General features: G+C 46.1%; 9 protein-coding genes and 1 other RNA gene. 7 read left to right on the top strand and 3 right to left on the bottom strand.

Features of this window, described 5'->3' with window-relative positions; all coding sequences use genetic code 11:
• The first annotated feature begins 236 nt into the window (after nucleotides 1-236).
• The 3 genes from HVE01_RS05635 to HVE01_RS05625 all read left to right on the top strand — a co-directional run bounded on the left by HVE01_RS05635 (nucleotide 237) and on the right by HVE01_RS05625 (nucleotide 4611).
• On the top strand, nucleotides 237-1178 hold the full coding sequence (locus tag HVE01_RS05635; RefSeq protein ID WP_146942935.1) for a sodium-dependent bicarbonate transport family permease: 942 nt from the start codon (nucleotides 237-239) through the stop codon (nucleotides 1176-1178).
• 483 nt (nucleotides 1179-1661) lie between these two features.
• Nucleotides 1662-3194, top strand: a complete 1533-nt coding sequence (gene nhaC / locus HVE01_RS05630; RefSeq protein WP_125745102.1) for a Na+/H+ antiporter NhaC — start codon at nucleotides 1662-1664, stop codon at nucleotides 3192-3194.
• A gap of 154 nt (nucleotides 3195-3348) precedes the next feature.
• Complete coding sequence (locus HVE01_RS05625; protein ID WP_146942933.1) at nucleotides 3349-4611, top strand: NAD(P)/FAD-dependent oxidoreductase; 1263 nt, start codon at nucleotides 3349-3351, stop codon at nucleotides 4609-4611.
• Nucleotides 4612-4699: 88 nt separating this feature from the next.
• Here the strand turns inward: HVE01_RS05625 and HVE01_RS05620 are convergent, their stop codons facing one another.
• Nucleotides 4700-6007 carry a TonB-dependent receptor gene (locus HVE01_RS05620; protein WP_146942931.1) on the bottom strand — a complete coding sequence of 436 codons (1308 nt, stop codon included), beginning with the start codon at nucleotides 6005-6007 and terminating at the stop codon, nucleotides 4700-4702.
• A 918-nt stretch (nucleotides 6008-6925) separates the two neighbouring features.
• On the opposite strand from HVE01_RS05620, the gene HVE01_RS05615 reads away from it, so the two are divergent.
• Nucleotides 6926-11953 (top strand): AAA domain-containing protein, encoded by a 5028-nt coding sequence (locus HVE01_RS05615; RefSeq protein ID WP_146942929.1) that lies wholly within the window; start codon nucleotides 6926-6928, stop codon nucleotides 11951-11953.
• Complete coding sequence (locus HVE01_RS05610) at nucleotides 11946-13511, top strand: hypothetical protein (protein WP_146942927.1); 1566 nt, start codon at nucleotides 11946-11948, stop codon at nucleotides 13509-13511. The genes HVE01_RS05615 and HVE01_RS05610 overlap by 8 nt, the downstream gene beginning before the upstream one ends.
• 323 nt (nucleotides 13512-13834) lie before the next feature.
• Here the strand turns inward: HVE01_RS05610 and ssrA are convergent.
• Nucleotides 13835-14213: a transfer-messenger RNA gene (gene ssrA, locus HVE01_RS05605) on the bottom strand.
• A 45-nt stretch (nucleotides 14214-14258) separates the two neighbouring features.
• A complete protein-coding gene (gene smpB, locus HVE01_RS05600) occupies nucleotides 14259-14750 on the bottom strand; it encodes an SsrA-binding protein SmpB (protein WP_009723766.1) in 492 nt (163 codons plus the stop codon).
• Nucleotides 14751-14876: 126 nt separating this feature from the next.
• Between smpB and HVE01_RS05595 the strand changes: the two genes are divergently transcribed.
• Both HVE01_RS05595 and HVE01_RS05590 read left to right on the top strand, forming a co-directional pair.
• Nucleotides 14877-15311, top strand: a complete 435-nt coding sequence (locus tag HVE01_RS05595) for a type II toxin-antitoxin system RatA family toxin (RefSeq protein ID WP_146942925.1) — start codon at nucleotides 14877-14879, stop codon at nucleotides 15309-15311.
• Nucleotides 15301-15612, top strand: coding sequence for an RnfH family protein (locus HVE01_RS05590; RefSeq protein WP_125745110.1), 312 nt, complete (start codon nucleotides 15301-15303; stop codon nucleotides 15610-15612). Before HVE01_RS05595 ends, HVE01_RS05590 begins: the two co-directional genes overlap by 11 nt.
• Nucleotides 15613-15633: the final 21 nt, after the last annotated feature.

The raw sequence follows: 15633 nt of genomic DNA, 5'->3' as shown, positions 1-15633 counted from the left end.
CCGCCCTGAATTCTCAGGGCGGGGTCTTCCCGGCATCGCGCCTAGCGGCTCTGTTAGGTCCTTAATTAAATTATCACCACTAGCTATTAGCTATCACCACTGCTTATTAATGAGTAGCGATGAGGTAATGTTAGCGGTATAGAGGATTATCTATGTATTTCTTTTAATATATTATTAGTTATCTAGTGCCATCGCTCGCAGAATGCAGTCTCTTTTGATCCTGAGGAGCAGTGGTGATGCCAGATATTGTGGTGATGTTTTTTTTATTGGGGCTAGTCGCCGGAGCAGTAAAGTCGGATCTTCAGGTACCTAAAGCTACTTACGACACCTTAAGCCTGTTATTAATGCTCACCATTGGCTTAAAAGGGGGAATGGCGCTGCATGGCAATATCCATTGGGGATTGATGCCAGAACTTACCGGCGTAGCGCTGTTGTCAGCGTTTATACCGCTAATGCTGATGCCGGTGTTGCGCCGCTGGGTGCGGCTTTCCGCCGCCGACAGCGCTAGCATTGCTGCTCACTATGGTTCGGTTAGTGCTGGCACGTTTGCGGTCGCTCTGGCGTATGTAGAGGCACGTCAGTTAGCAGTGGGTAGTGAAGTAACGCTCTATTTAGTTGCTATGGAGCTACCCGCGATTATGGTGGCGATAGCTCTATTTAGGCGCTATCAAGGCGCCGCTGTTAAAGAGAGTACCCGCAAATTATGGCATGAAACTTTAACCAACCGGGGCGTTATTCTGTTAGCTGGTGGGGTTGCGATCGGCACGCTATATGGGCCATTTCAAGGGGAAGAAGTCACTGCACTGTTTACTGGGGCTTTTAAAGGCGTATTGGCGTTATTCCTGCTAGAAATGGGGTTGACCGCCGCGCAGACGCTACGCCCAATGCCCTGGCATCATTGGCGCTTAGTGACCTTTGCGCTGGTCACACCACTGCTGTTGTCACTGCTGGGGATTCTGGTAGGTACGCTAGTTGGTTTGCCAGTGGGGTCAGTGGTGATTCTTGCCGCATTGGCTGCTAGTGCTTCCTATATAGCAGCGCCGGCCGCAATGCGTGCAGCTATTCCGCAAGCAAACATTGGCCTTGCGATGTTAGCGTCACTCGGCATTACTTTTCCTCTCAACGTAATGCTTGGGATTCCACTTTACCATAGACTACTGGAGTACTTAGTTAACTAACTAATAGGTTGGGCTATCGCCTCAATTTGACTCCCCTGTTATTGGAATAACTTATTGTTTAATTGAAGTTTAACGCCAGTTTATTGCTGATGAGTCTGGCGTTTTTTAGTTTATTTTTCGTTTCTGATAGGTCTTATAGATAAATTTTAATAGTTTCTTAACGCAGCTAGCTCAGAAGCATTATTGGCTGAACCATGGGGATTTCCCCTGGAAGCAGCACGAAAAGCCGAGGAATAGACACGTTAAGTCATCGTTACCCTCGTATTCTTTTGTAACAGTGATGTGATCGCAATGCTGTTGAAGTGTTGAAAGTGCGATGACGCATTGTGATTAATTAGCTGGTATAGATGAAAGGGTGGTGTACTTCTAGGAAGTATTTCTATTGCCAATGCCTTAGATGATAAATCTAAAAAACTCCTGCTGAACGAACAACATCGCTGCTGATAAACCTATTAAAAACTCAATAATAACGAGGTCTATAAGATGGAAGATAAACCAAAAAGGGTTCGTCAAAAACCCAGTCTCGGGCTTGCGCTTGTGCCCGTTGTGCTGACACTGGTCGCCATTGGGGTGCAAATTTTCTATTTTGGTGACTTCACTCCACATATCCCGCTGGCCATTGGTCTAGCCATTACCTCGCTGGTTGGGGTCAAACTTGGCTTCCGCTGGAAGCGCATAGAAGACGGTGTGTTTCACGTTATCAACGTGTCCTTACCATCGGTTTCGGTGTTGATCTTAGTGGGCATGATTATTGGCGTCTGGATTGCTAGCGGCACCGTGCCCAGTCTGATCTATTACGGTCTACTGCTGTTGTCTCCTGCTTTCTTCCTTGCCGCGGCGATGCTGATCTGTGCGGTGGTATCGGTTTCTTTGGGAACCTCATGGGGCACCGTGGGGACGGTGGGTCTAGCCCTTGTTGGTATTGGTGCCGGGTTTGAAATTCCGCTTTACTGGACCGCCGGCGCGGTTGTTTCCGGCGCCTTCTTTGGCGACAAGATTTCGCCACTGTCAGATACCACTAATCTGGCCTCTGCGGTGACCGGCAATGATGTGTTCTCGCATATCAAAAACATGATGCCGACGACGATTCCAGCCATGCTGATTGCGTTAGTTATTTATCTGGTGGTGGGGTTCACCATGATTGATGATCAGGTGGCATCGTTTGAGCGTATCGACGCTATTACTGCATCATTAGATGAGCACTTTACTATTTCTGTCTGGCTACTGTTGCCAGCGCTGTTGGTTATCGGGTTGGCTGTTAAGAAAATGCCGCCGATTCCTTCCCTGTTTGCTGGCGTAGTGGCCGGTGCGATAACTGCCATGCTAGTTCAAGGTGTTGGTCTCCACGACATCGTTACTTATGCCAACTATGGATACTCCATCGAAACGGGTGTGGAAGCCATGGATAGCCTGCTGAACCGCGGTGGTATCCAATCGATGATGTGGACCATTTCGTTGATTCTAATCGCTTTGGGTTTTGGCGGGGCGTTGGAAAAAACGGGCTGCCTGGAGACTATCATCAAGGCCATTATGTCCAAGGTGCGCTCGTTCAAAGGTGTTCAAACCTCGGCAATTGCTACTTCCTTTGCAACTAACCTAGTGGCAGGCGACCCCTACCTATCTGTTGCGTTACCGGGACGCATGTACGCGCCGACTTATCGTGGCCTGGGCTACTCGACCCTGAACCTGTCACGGGGGGTTGAGGAAGGTGGAACATTGATGTCGCCACTTATTCCTTGGAATGCTGGTGGCGCTTTTGTCATTAGTGTACTAGGGCTAGGCATTGGCGAAGGTAGCGTTGAGAACCTGCTCTATATACCGTTGGCCTTTGCCTGCTGGTTATCGCCCTTAATCGGTATTCTATACGCACAGATGGGCTGGTTCTCGCCCAAGGCAACCGATGCAGAGCGTGCCATGTGGGAAAAACAGGGAGAAGCGATTGCCTCTTCCGAAGCATTGGGAGCTGCTGCTGACGCAGCCGTTACTAGCCCGACGCCAGCTCCAAGCTCGAGTTGATCGTCACTAGTCGTTACGTATTTTACCGATAAGACAGCACCCCAGCTTGCCAAAGGCGGGGTGTTTGTCTTTTGAAATAAGCATTGTTTGCCGACAACTGAATTGCTGCAACTTGGGCTTGCTTGCACGCCTGAATGAAACCAGGAGGAGAGTAATGACTACAACGCATTCAACCGTGGTCATTGGTGGTGGCATCGTGGGTATTTGCTGCGCGTTATATCTGCAAAAAGAGGGGCTCGATGTAACGCTCGTAGAGCCCGCTATGCCTGGCGATAGTACCGCTAAGTGGAGCTGCGGGCAGATTGCGGTAAGCGAAATTATTCCTCAGTCCAAGCCTGGTATTATCAAAAAAGTGCCTGGGTGGCTGTTAGACCAAACAGGACCGCTGGCGCTGCGGCCATCAGCATTACCAGGGCTATTACCCTGGATGCTGCGTTTTATCACCCATGCGCGGCGTTCGCGCATTGATGCTATTGCTCATGAGCTAGCGACCTTAACGCGCTGTGCTTTCCAGGATTATGAACCCCTGCTTGCGCAGTGCCGTCGTGACGATCTGATTGGTCACCAACCAACCCTTGAACTATTTGACGATGCGGCTGGGTTGGCCCATGAGCAAACTTATGCAGAGCTGCGTCGCGCGCAAGGGTTTGCTTCCGAAACGCTGAATGCAGAACAGATTGCTGCGATGGAGCCAGCGCTTGCGGGGCGTTTTTCTTACGGCCTGTTATTGTCGGATTGGCGCACAGTGTGCGATACCGAGACCTTTCTAACCGAGCTCGCTGACAGTTTTGTAGAGCAGGGCGGCAAGCTTGTTCAGGATAGTGTGTCGCGTATTGAAAGCCAGAGAGGGCGTGCCGTTGGTGTAACTCTGGCTAGCGGTGAGAGGCTGCCAGCCGAGCAACTGGTGGTCGCCGCAGGCAATGGCAGTTCGGTGTTTTTCGAAACATTAGGCATTAAGGTACCGTTGATTAAGGTTGGCGGCTATCAGGTATTGCTACCCACCCCTGGTGTCGACTTAACCCACGCCACTTTTTATGCTGACGGCGGATTTGGCCTGATTCCTATGGAGCGAGGGCTACAGATCGGTGGCACGATTGAGTTTGCTGGCAAGCATGCTAAACCGAACTTCAAGCGTGCGGAGATCATTCTAGAAAAAGCCAAAACGATACTGCCATCATTGAATACGGCTGGTATGGAGTTTGGCGCTGGCTGGCGGCCTTTGTTGCCTGACACCAAGCCGGTGATTGATAAATCACCACTGCTTGAAAACGTGGCGATGGCTTTTGGCCATGGCCAACTGGGGCTGACTCTAGGTGCCACGACGGGGCGGTTGGTAGCTGACATGCTACAAGGGCGTGAGAGTCAGGTGGATCTCAGTCCTTTCAATGCAACACGTTTTACCATGACTGGTGGCTGATTGCCGACACGGGGGCAAGCAAAGGGGAGGGCCCGTCTCTTGGCTAGGAGACGGGCTGTTTATCTGCACTATCTACGATTTAGCGCACTTAGTGATTATGTCCTGCATGACTGCCAAACGTTGCGTTGAACTGAACCATTCCGACCCACTGCTCATCATGCCCTGCAAAGTCTTCGCGGGTCAGTTGCGTGCGCACGAACATGTTATCGCGCACATGCCAAGTAAGCTGTGCGCTTTGCCGCCAGGACGTGTCTTCTGAAACGATCGTGGTAGGGTGGGTTCCCATCACTTTATTGGTTAACCCTAAGGCTTCTGCCCGCAGACCAACTTCCCAGCGTGGCGCGATACCGTAAATAGCGTCGATGTAAGCACCATCTTGTTGCTCAGTGTAGTGATCGTGTGCATGAAAGTGATCATGGTGTTGCACATGTTCTTGCAAGTCACGTTCGCTATAGAAATATTCCGCACCTAATTGCCAGTTGCCTTGGTAACCGGGCTTTTCCGCATCGTAGTTAAACCGCGCATCTAAGCCTGCGAACCAGTTATCGCCTTCAGCGGTATGGGCATGGTGGCCATGGTCATCGACACGCACATACTGGCTGTTCATACCTGCAGACGTTCCCAGCGTTAGCTGCTTATTCGCACCGATGTTTGGGCGGTATTTAGCGAAAATTGTGCCCACGCGAGGGCCGCTGGCACGATCCTCATAACCCCCTTCATCAAAGCGGCTGAAGCCTTCTCCCTCACCTTGAAACAGCTCGCTACCCAGCGTCCAGGTGCTGTTTGGAGACCAGGTTAGCTGTAGACCGGTATCCAGAAGGCCGTGCTCTCCAAACAAATACTCATTGACCAGTGGGCGCTCAACAAAATCCCAAGCGTGAGGATGTCGGCTGTTGATATAGCCTATATCGGAAAGAAATTTACCGGCTTGTAAGCGCAGCCCGTTAGGCAGCGTACGCGTCGCAATAAAAGCCTCTTCCAGCGTGATATCGTCTTCTGTTAGCGAAACAACGGCTTTGCCTTCAAAGTGGGCGGTTTGCCCTTCGATGGCTACTTCAGAGTGTCCCAGGTTAAATCCATTGTCGAGATCATGGCTATGGCCACTGTGGTCATGCCCTCCTTCATGATCGTGACCGCCTTCGTGCCCCTGGCTGAAGCCAGCAGGCGAGTTCTCATCTCCTGAAAAGCGATTGTGGTAAATGCCTTCCACAACTAAGGAAACGTTGATGCTATTTTCAGTGTCGTCATGATCATGGCTATGGCCAGTATGATCATGGCTATGGCTAGTATGATCATGGGCGTGGTCGTGCCCATGATGGTGATCATCTGCATAGGCAGAGGAGCTAATAAGCAGAGCAGCGGCAAGCGGTGTAAGCAGAAATAAAGAGCGTGACACAGATGTATTCCCTTTAACGTTAGAATTAAGCGCATCAAAGGATATGTTATATTGTATCAATAATGCAATTGTGCTGAATTCTGTCGCTGCACATGATTAGTTTCGAGGGAGCTGGGCGTTTAAGAAAAGCTAACCGAAATGTTGCCCGCTATGCCTAAACAGGTCATTTTCAGACCGCGGGCACAAAAAAAGCACCCGTAGGTGCTTGATTTGTAGGGGGAGCTGGTGGAGGCGGCGTCCCGCACAGTCGGAAATATACTCAAGTTCAGAGCAGATCGGGTAGTTAATGGTAAGCGATTGCGCAAGAGGAATGGTTGTGGTGCTGTTTGGACCATAGAAAGTGTCTACCCGTAATGCTTGAATGGTGGCTCTGGTTGCGCAGGTGAGTTTGTTTTACCCGTCATGAGGTTGGCATCCATCAGATACCTCTCGAATGACAATGGATAATTGAGCAACTGGAGCCACCAAGCTTACAAACCTGATAATAAAAAATTATCGCCAATTTTGAACTGTAAATCGCCAGCTAATAGAAAAGTTGGAAACTCCTAAAATTAGCTTAAGCTCCTGTAATAGGGGCTTTTGGTGTTATTACTCTGATCAGCTTTCCTAGAAATCCGGGACATACCCAGGGGGTGAAAAACGTTATAAAGAAGGGAAGATGTCGTATCAAAACGTCAATTCGGCGCCAGCAGGGCGAATCCATGACAATTGCAAAGGACTTGTGACTCTGCAAATTCGTAGGTGGTGTAGTAAGCTTATCCTAAGTCAATATGCCAAAAGCGTAATTTCAGTCGGAGCAAGACTTTAGCCAATGGCGTTCTAAGAGGTGACAGAGGATAGAGGCTGACTAATCACAATTAATGCAAATAAATTGAAGCAGAAATGTTGACAGATAACTAAAATTTTAGGAGCAATGTAATGCAAGTAAAGCTTCTCGGTGGGTCTGGCCTACATGCCAGTGAAGTTAAAGCAGTCCGAAAGATGGAAGAAGAGCTAAGAGGTAGTTGGTTTGCTTATGCAAGCTTGCTTGTAGTTGATGATCAAGGATCAATGGATGTTGATACACTAATAATAACACATGATCGATTGCTTCTTGTTGAGTTGAAGGAATGGAATGGAAATATTGAAAGCTCTGATGGACAATGGTATTTAAATGGCACGTCCAGAGGTAAGAGTCCCTATGAAATAAAACGTGTTCACGCTTTGCGTATACAAAAGTTAATCCAGCAAGAGTTAGAACATAAATTAGGATATTTTCCTCAAGTAGAGGCTCACGTAGTACTATGTGGATCCGCAACGCCAGAAAATCTTTCGTCCTCTGAAAAACGTTTTGTTCATAGTCTTGATGATTTTCTCAAAATATCAAGCAGAGAAGGATATGAAGCATTAGTTCAAGATCGTAGCAAAGCAATATATTATATTTTTGATAGACTTGGTAAACCAAGACCAAATAGTGATGAATGTCTTCCTGTTATTCGTAGTTTTTTTGGCGGTCACAGAGTGAAGCCAAAAGAGTACAGGCAGCACCATTTTATTGCAGAACCTACACCATGGTTTAACCATAGAAACGGACTTTATAAAGAATACAAGGGTTACCACGAAGAGCTAGCTAATGAAATAGCACTTATGCGTAGGTGGGATTTTACTCAATTAGGTATTGGTAATGCAACTCAGTCCCAATGGGCTGAGATTGCTCTTCGCGAGAGTAGAGTGATTAGGCATGCCAAGCAGAATAGCTCACCGCTAGAAGAATATCTTCTTAAACCTTTAGTGCCTTTGGGTGAAAGTGATATCACAGAGGATGTCACTGAGCTTTATGAATTAAGAAGAACTTTTTTTCGTCTTGATGAGTATATAAATGGTCAGGGTAATAGGGCCTCTCCTGAGACGCGCCTCGACTGGGTGCGTGCACTCTTAGCACCTTTTTCAGAACTACATGGCTTAGGGATTGGCCACAGAGATGTAGATCTTCACAACTTATGGTATGCAACTGAGCAAAGAAGTATTCTGGTTTCGGGGTTTTCAACTTCATTTTATCCTGAAAGAGGAACTGTTAACGATCTCCGCTCGCATTTGCAAGGTTCGCATATGTATTTGCCCGAAGATGCCTTGTGGGAAGATGGTGATATTCAGGATCCATTTCGACAAGATGTCTTTATGTTAACTGCTGTAGCCTATAGCCTTTGCTATCCAGGATCTAAGTTGGAAAATGGCGATAGCCGGGTCCCAAATTGGGCGCCTCCTAAAGAGGATCCCTACAATGGATTATTAGATGAATGGTTTCAAAAAGGACTTGACTGGGATCCAAGAAACAGACATGCAAGTGCAAACCAACAGCTTGCAGAATTTAACTCTCTAACTAAGCGTAAGTATGAAGGTGAGGTTGATACTACAGAACTTCTTGAGTCTCTTTCAAAAGGTAACTTTATAAAAAGAGGCTGGAGTACATTCAATATATATCAGATGTTCCCGCCTTTGCCTGGAGAAAATCCTGGTGCAGGTAGCAAGTTAACATACCTTTGTTCTTATGAAAGTAAAACAGCATTATGTAAGCTGTGGCCTCAGGTTACTGTAGAGCCTAGTTTGCCTGGAATAAATCGTAGAGTTTCAAATTTCAGAACAAGAGTGGAGAAGGTTAAATCTAGCTTTTTGTCGACACCAGCAGTGCTAGATTATGGCCTTTTGGAGGCGGGTGGCCTTTATATAATTACAAGCTATGAGTTAGGGAATCCATGGCGAGAGTTTACCCAATCCCTTAGCAGTGAGCAGCGCTTAGAATTAGGGTTTTCACTGTTAAAAGCAGTTGAGCAATGCCATGACCAAGGTATATCTCATGGTGATCTTCACCCTGAAAATTTATTAGTCCTCGCTTCAGGGGACACACTGGAAGGCAATGAAGAAGAGAGTGATAACACGCCGAAAGTTATTCTTCTAGATTTATTAGACTATGGTGCAGCTTCAGAGCCATATAATTTGGAATATGGTCCTGCAAATCCAGCAGCAGCGGACGCTATGGCAAGAGACCGATATGCAGTCTATAAATTGATTGAGGAGGTGCTCTGTGAAGGTCCATTGAGCCATATCGTTCATGAGGAGATTGCTCGTGGCTTGGAGCAGCCTGGAGGGATCCCTGCTTCACTTGAACCACTTCAAAATGCCTTAGAGGTTTCACTGCAGCCTAGTCTTGAAAGTAATGAAGAGTTAAGTGAAGAGGTACTCGAATCACTTAATATTTTGTGGGGACGTTCTAATTTTCCAGATCAACCGATTGATTTGGAGATGGATGGAGGGATTTATTATTTTAATTGTAGGTGGGATCGAAAGAACCCTGATTTAATGTTTTGCTACCTGACTGGTGTTAATGCCTCTTTAACTGTTGTAGTGAACCCTGAGCTTCGGCAGATACAACAAATCCGTTTGACAGAGGGCCTCCTCCCTTTAAGTGACTTAATAAGTGCAGCCAGCAAGGCCACCGCCCAATTAACTAGGCCTATCACAGTTGGGCGAGGAAGTCTTGATCCCGAGACCTCGTCAAATTTGATTAATTTATTATTTGACCTTGATCCTGTTCTTACGCTTCTAGAAGAAAAATATTCATCAGAAACTGATGGTGACGTATACGAAGGGGACCCAAATGATGGCGAAATTCCAACAATATCTCCCAAAAGGCTATGGAATTCACTTGCCTCTACGGAAGGAGAGAATCTATTAACATTAGAAATTCTTGAAGGTGAAATTAATGAGAATCAGAGTGGCAGGATCATCATTCCTTATCAAACGCTAGATGGGCGGCCCTTAGATTTCGATAGTGACGATAAAGTATTTATTAGCTTGCGTGATGATGAATATCCTTTGGGTGAACTTGATATTATTGAAACCACTCCGGACTTCATTGCTTTAAAACCTAATCGCCCTCGATTACATAGTATCTTAAAAGAAGGTGCAGTCCTTACACTAGAATCTCTGCAGAGTAAAGCTTCTCGAGATCGTAAGCAGAAGGCTCTGGAACGTGTCCTCGATCATGCTTCTGTAATACCAAATCTGTCTGAATATTTTGATCCAGAAAGAGTTCCCAACTTAGTTGCGCAGTCTCATCCCCCCATCAGTAAAAAGCTACGTGAAAAATATGATGGTGTTGAAAAAAAATTAAATGATAAACAAATAGAAGCTTTTCAGCGGCTTATAGAATATGGACCAGTTGGTGTACTACAAGGACCGCCAGGAACAGGAAAAACTTCGTTTGTCTCGCAGTTTATTCATTATATTTTTGAAGTTGAGGGTGCCAGAAACATATTACTAGTAGGTCAATCACACACATCCGTTGATGCAGTTGCCATAAAGGCCAGAGAAGTATGTTATGACAAAAGTACAGACCTTTCTATAGTAAGAATGGGTCAAGAACGCATGGTGGCAACTGGTATGCTTGATACTCACTCAAGTGCTCTGCAAAGGCAGATGCGCCATGCTTTTCATAGAGAGTATGATCAGCGAATAAAGGTATTTTCAAATCGCTTCGGACTTCCAGAATCTCTTATCGACGAAGCTCTCATATTGCATCGTACTCTTTCGCCCATTCTATCTTCACTAGTTTATTTTAGAAATAAAATTAAAAGCAAATACATCAAGGAGAAAGTTGATGGCGAGTTCGACGATGATTTGCTAGAGCAAGAAAAGAGTTTGAAAGATCTAGTTGGGAAGATATTACACCAGCGTTGTCCAGACTCAGCTGAGGAAATTGTTGAGATGGACGATATAATGGGGGGTGTTATAAGTCTTCTTTGTGAGGAAAATAGTGTAAATAACCCTGCTGCTATATCTAGACTTACTTCATTGTTAGACTTGAGCCATGAGTGGCTGAATGTGCTAGCGACTGGAGATGCCAATTATGATAAGTTTTTAGTTCAAACTAGACAGCTTGTTTGTGGCACTTTGGTTGGTATGGGAAAAATTAGGTATGGTATTGCTGAAGCAGAATTTGACTGGGTAATAGTTGATGAAGCAGCAAGAGCTCAAGCCAGTGAGCTAATGATAGCGCTTCAATCAGCTAAGAGGGTGCTTTTGGTTGGTGATCACCGTCAGCTTCCCCCTCACTATGAAAAGCAGCATTTACGGGCGGCCGCGCGGAAGATAGGCCAAGGGTTAGATGCTTCTATTTATAAAGTTACTGATTTCGAACGGGCTTTTCTTGCTACTAAAGGCGTGACTCTTGATACCCAATATAGAATGGTTGAACCTATTGGTAAGTTGGTTTCAAGCTGTTTTTATAGAGATGAAGTTGCCTCACTAAAAACAGGAAGGGGGCCTTCACCTGCATGGTTTGATAGCCTCCCTTCGCCATGGGATAAACCTGTAATTTGGTTAGATAGTGCATGTGGAGAATCAGCTACTGGCGAGAGTGAGATTATACCTGGACGCTATGTCAACTATCACGAAGCAAACCAAGTTATGAATCTTTTAAAATTACTTTCTGACAGCAAAACTGTAGCTTGTTTAAGAGAGTTTATGGGTGAGGATAAAGGGTTTCCTATTGGCATCATAACAATGTACCGCGCCCAGAAGGATCTTTTAGAAAAAGAGCTTAGCAAGGGAGAGTGGGCTGTTACTTTACGAGATCTTATACGTATAGATACAGTTGACTCTTATCAAGGGCAGGAGAATAAAATTGTTATTCTTAGTTTAGTCCGTGACAACTCTGAGGAAAAGCAAGGTTTTCTTAAAGATAGAGCGAGAATAAATGTTTCTATTTCTCGAGCGCAGGAAAGACTTGTAGTAGTAGGGGCTGTTCGTATGTGGAGTAAACGTAACTCAGCAAGTGCTCTTGGCGAGGTTCTTTCGTTTATTAATAGTAGAGTTGATGTGGCTGATCCAGGCTATCAGATTATTAAAAACCCTATACGGGATAGCCAAGTTGGTTCTTCACTGTTAGAGGAGATGGTCAATGCTTGAATATGCTGATGATACTCAAGGGGAAGTAGTTGGCCATCGGCGTCACGTTAATACGATTTCACTATTGCTTCCTGCAAAGCAGTATAGCCTTAATTGTTCATGGACTACAGAGAGGCCTCTGCCGGCAATAGAGGAGTTTTCATGCAGACTAATACTTCTATTTGATGGTGTAGCTCCGTTTGAAGTTAGAGAATATTTTGGATTATCTGAAATTGAGTTAAACGGGCTGATAGACAGTTTATTGAAGAAGCGTCTCATTGAAATGGATCCTAATGGCTTAATTAAAGCGTCATCTATTCTCCGCCTAAAAAATAATAATGATCAGGAAGTGCCTACGCTTACAGCGTATGATACCCGTGAAGAAAGTGCCGTGTTTGACCTCTTAACATTGAGCATTATACCTCGTCGTAGCTATCAGGGAATAAAATATGGACTTCCAGAAATTCCTCCACCAGAAAAATTTGGCTCTGTTGGCCTTGAATCTATAGTGGAGCAGTTTGGAAGGCAATATAGGATTCACTTAGAGAATACTAGAAGTAGCGGAGCCGAAAAAACTCGACTATATAAAGTTTCCCATTGTAGGCCTGTGCGGACACTGCAAGTGCCGATTGATATGGAAATTAGTTTAGAAGTGGTTTCTGGAGAAGGCATTCGTGTATATCGAGATGCCGTAGAGCGAGTTGGTCCAGTTCGTAAGAATGCTTTGTCAAATGAGCTAGAGGCGCAAATTGCAGATTATTTGGCGAAGCTTGCTGTCCCTAGTCATGGCCATTCATTTCAAGATTTTTGCGAAGCTATTGGCGATGAAATTTTATCCAAGTACTCAACACCTGAAGGGTTCGATTTAGTATCATGGTTGCAAGATAGAGAAAATAAGAAAACTGGATATGGTTCTAGTACAACAAGAGGCATTCTTGGGCCTGTATACTTGGAAAGCAATGCTATAGCAATAAGCAAGACTCTCGGTAGCCTTGTGCGAGAAGAAGGAGCGGATGTACCTAATATGTACTGGTATCCGGCTAGTGTCCCTTTGTGGGGCGCGAATGGTACCGATTTAGAAAAATTCATTAGTAGATTAGAGAAAGAGTTAAATTCTAACTCTGAATCTGTTTCTAATATCATTACATTTTTCAATATTCAGGAAAATAAAGAAATTAGAGCTATAAAAAAATCTTTTAATGCGCGATTGCCCCATGGCGTGTCACTTCAAGGGGGTAGCCCACAAGATCGTGTTGAAATTATAGTTATTCCAGGATTTTTAGCAATTGCCCAATACCATGTTCAGCCAAATAGTGATAGTTGCGTAACTATTCCTGTTGGGCTGTTAACAACAGATCCTGTACGTATGAAAAAAATTGAAAATTTACTACAACTTAGAATGCAGGGTTCAACAGGTAGTGAAATTCTTTGGTCGAGGAGTAATGTGTCTAGTAAGGAATTGATTGATAAAGAATTTCTGAGATTAGAATCTAGGCCTCAAACTGATGATTTGAAAGAGTTTAGTGGTGACCAGAAGAAGCAGCCTTCTATTAAATGGAAGGCTAAGAAGAGATTCTGACTAAGATTCTATGCCTCATCTAAGTGTAAGAGCTGTCGCCATCCATTATGTGGTTGGTGACCAGTTCTATATCAGGAGAATTTTTTGTGCCCATAGATACTGTTCAGCGCCATTTTCGTCAAACTCTAGTTCTAGTATGGGTAAGCATGCAGAGAAATGAGGAGCGCCAGCTCAGCAAAAGCGAGCCGAATTTTTGTAACAGCATAAGAAAATGAACACGATGTCACAGAAAAGCAGATGTAAGGTATGACTTTATTTGATGGTTAATAGGTTGGCTTATAAACAAAAAAAGCACCCGTAGGTGCTTGATTTGTAGGGGTGTCTGGTGGAGGCGGCGGGAATTGAACCCGCGTCCGCCAGCACGCGCCTATTGGCTCTACATGCTTAGATTTCGTCATTTGCTTTAACGCAACTGACTCCGACGATCAGGATTCAGTCACGCGAGCCTTCTAAGTTTAACGATTGATGAGAAGACACCACCAACCGCGGTCCTATCAGCTTTAGCTCGTATCCCATCAGTGATGAATAGGCACATCACCTTTGGGCCAGACAAGAAGCTAACAGTGTTTAAGCTGCTAGCGCGCCTTGAGCGTAGTTTTCGTCATTTGCGACTATTTTTCGTGATGTGGGATTTACGAGATACATCACGCTCTCGGCATGCACCGCAAGGGTTGTCACCGGCGTCGAAACCATGTCGCCCCCTGATTACAGATGAGCATTCTAACGTGCTCACACCGAATTGACCAGTTATGCCTTGTTATGTTCCCGCATTATCCGACCTTTCTGACGGCTCCAGTCGCGATCTTTCTCGGTGGCACGCTTGTCATGCAGCTGTTTGCCGGTCACCAATGCCAGCTCACACTTCACCTTGTTGCGTTTCCAATAGAGCTTGAGCGGTACGCACGTGTGGCCTTTGTCCTGGGTCACCGAGAAAATTTTGGCAATTTCCTTGCGGTGCAGAAGCAACTTGCGCGTGCGCGTCGGATCAGCAATCTCGTGGGTGCTTGCTGTATTAAGCGGCATGATATGGCTGCCTAGTAAAAAAGCCTCGCCATTACGAACCAAAATATAGGTGTCGGTAAGCTGTGCTTTACCAGCGCGCAGGCTTTTAACTTCCCAGCCCGCGAGTACCAAACCTGCTTCTAAGGTTTCGTTGATATGGTACTCAAACCGAGCCTTCTTGTTTTGGGCAATAACGCTGCTGCTAGGGCCCTTACTGTTACCTTTCTTAGTGGCCATGGAACCTCATCGTTGATCTGTCAGTAGCACCCCCTTCGTTATGACGGGAGGCGTGATACCATTTAAGGTCTACAAAAATGTTTCCCATGATACGCTTTGGGCACTGTGAAGTCAGCGGAGAGGTCAATGCCAACCGTTAATCGTACCGCCTTGGTGCGGCACACCCCCCAACAAATGTTCGATCTGGTTAATGACTTCGAACGCTATCCCGAGTTCCTGCCGGGGTGTCGCCGTGCGCGCCTGCTAGAGCGTGACGAGGCACATTTGGTTGGCGAGATGACCCTTGGTCGTGCGGGTGTGGAGCAAACAATCACGACTCGAAATGATTTATATGCCCCCGAGCGGATTGAACTGTCGTTAGTAAAAGGGCCATTCAAGCAGCTTAAAGGGCGTTGGCTATTTATCCCGATGGGAGACGACGCCTGCAAGGTGAGCTTGGAAATGGAGTTTGTATTTGCCAATCGCTTGCTTAGCATGGCGTTTGGGAAACTATTTCAGCAAATTGCGGGGCAGCTTGTCGATGCCTTCACAAAACGTGCTGACGAGCGCTATGGCCGTTGATACGTTCGCGGTAGAGGTTGCCTTTGCCTTGCCGCGCAAACAGCGCCTAGTGGCCTTACAGGTGCGTAAGGGCACGACTGCACGCCAAGCGGTAATGATGGCAGATCTACCCAGCCTGTTTCCCGAGATTCCCAGTGACACCTTTGAACAGGCACCGCTGGGAATTTTTGGCAAAGCGCTGCGCCAGCCCGAACAAGAGGCGCTGCGTCCAGGCGACCGCGTTGAGGTGTATCGTCCATTAGAGATAGACCCCAAAGCTGCCCGCCTGGAACGGGCAAAGCGTCAAGCCAGAGGCGGGTAATTTACGCGTAAGGCATCATTG

Source organism: Vreelandella venusta, assembly GCF_007989605.1.
Classification (GTDB): domain Bacteria; phylum Pseudomonadota; class Gammaproteobacteria; order Pseudomonadales; family Halomonadaceae; genus Vreelandella; species Vreelandella venusta.
The sequence above is the reverse complement of the archived record's forward strand: the minus strand, read 5'-3'. Positions and strand labels throughout refer to the sequence as shown.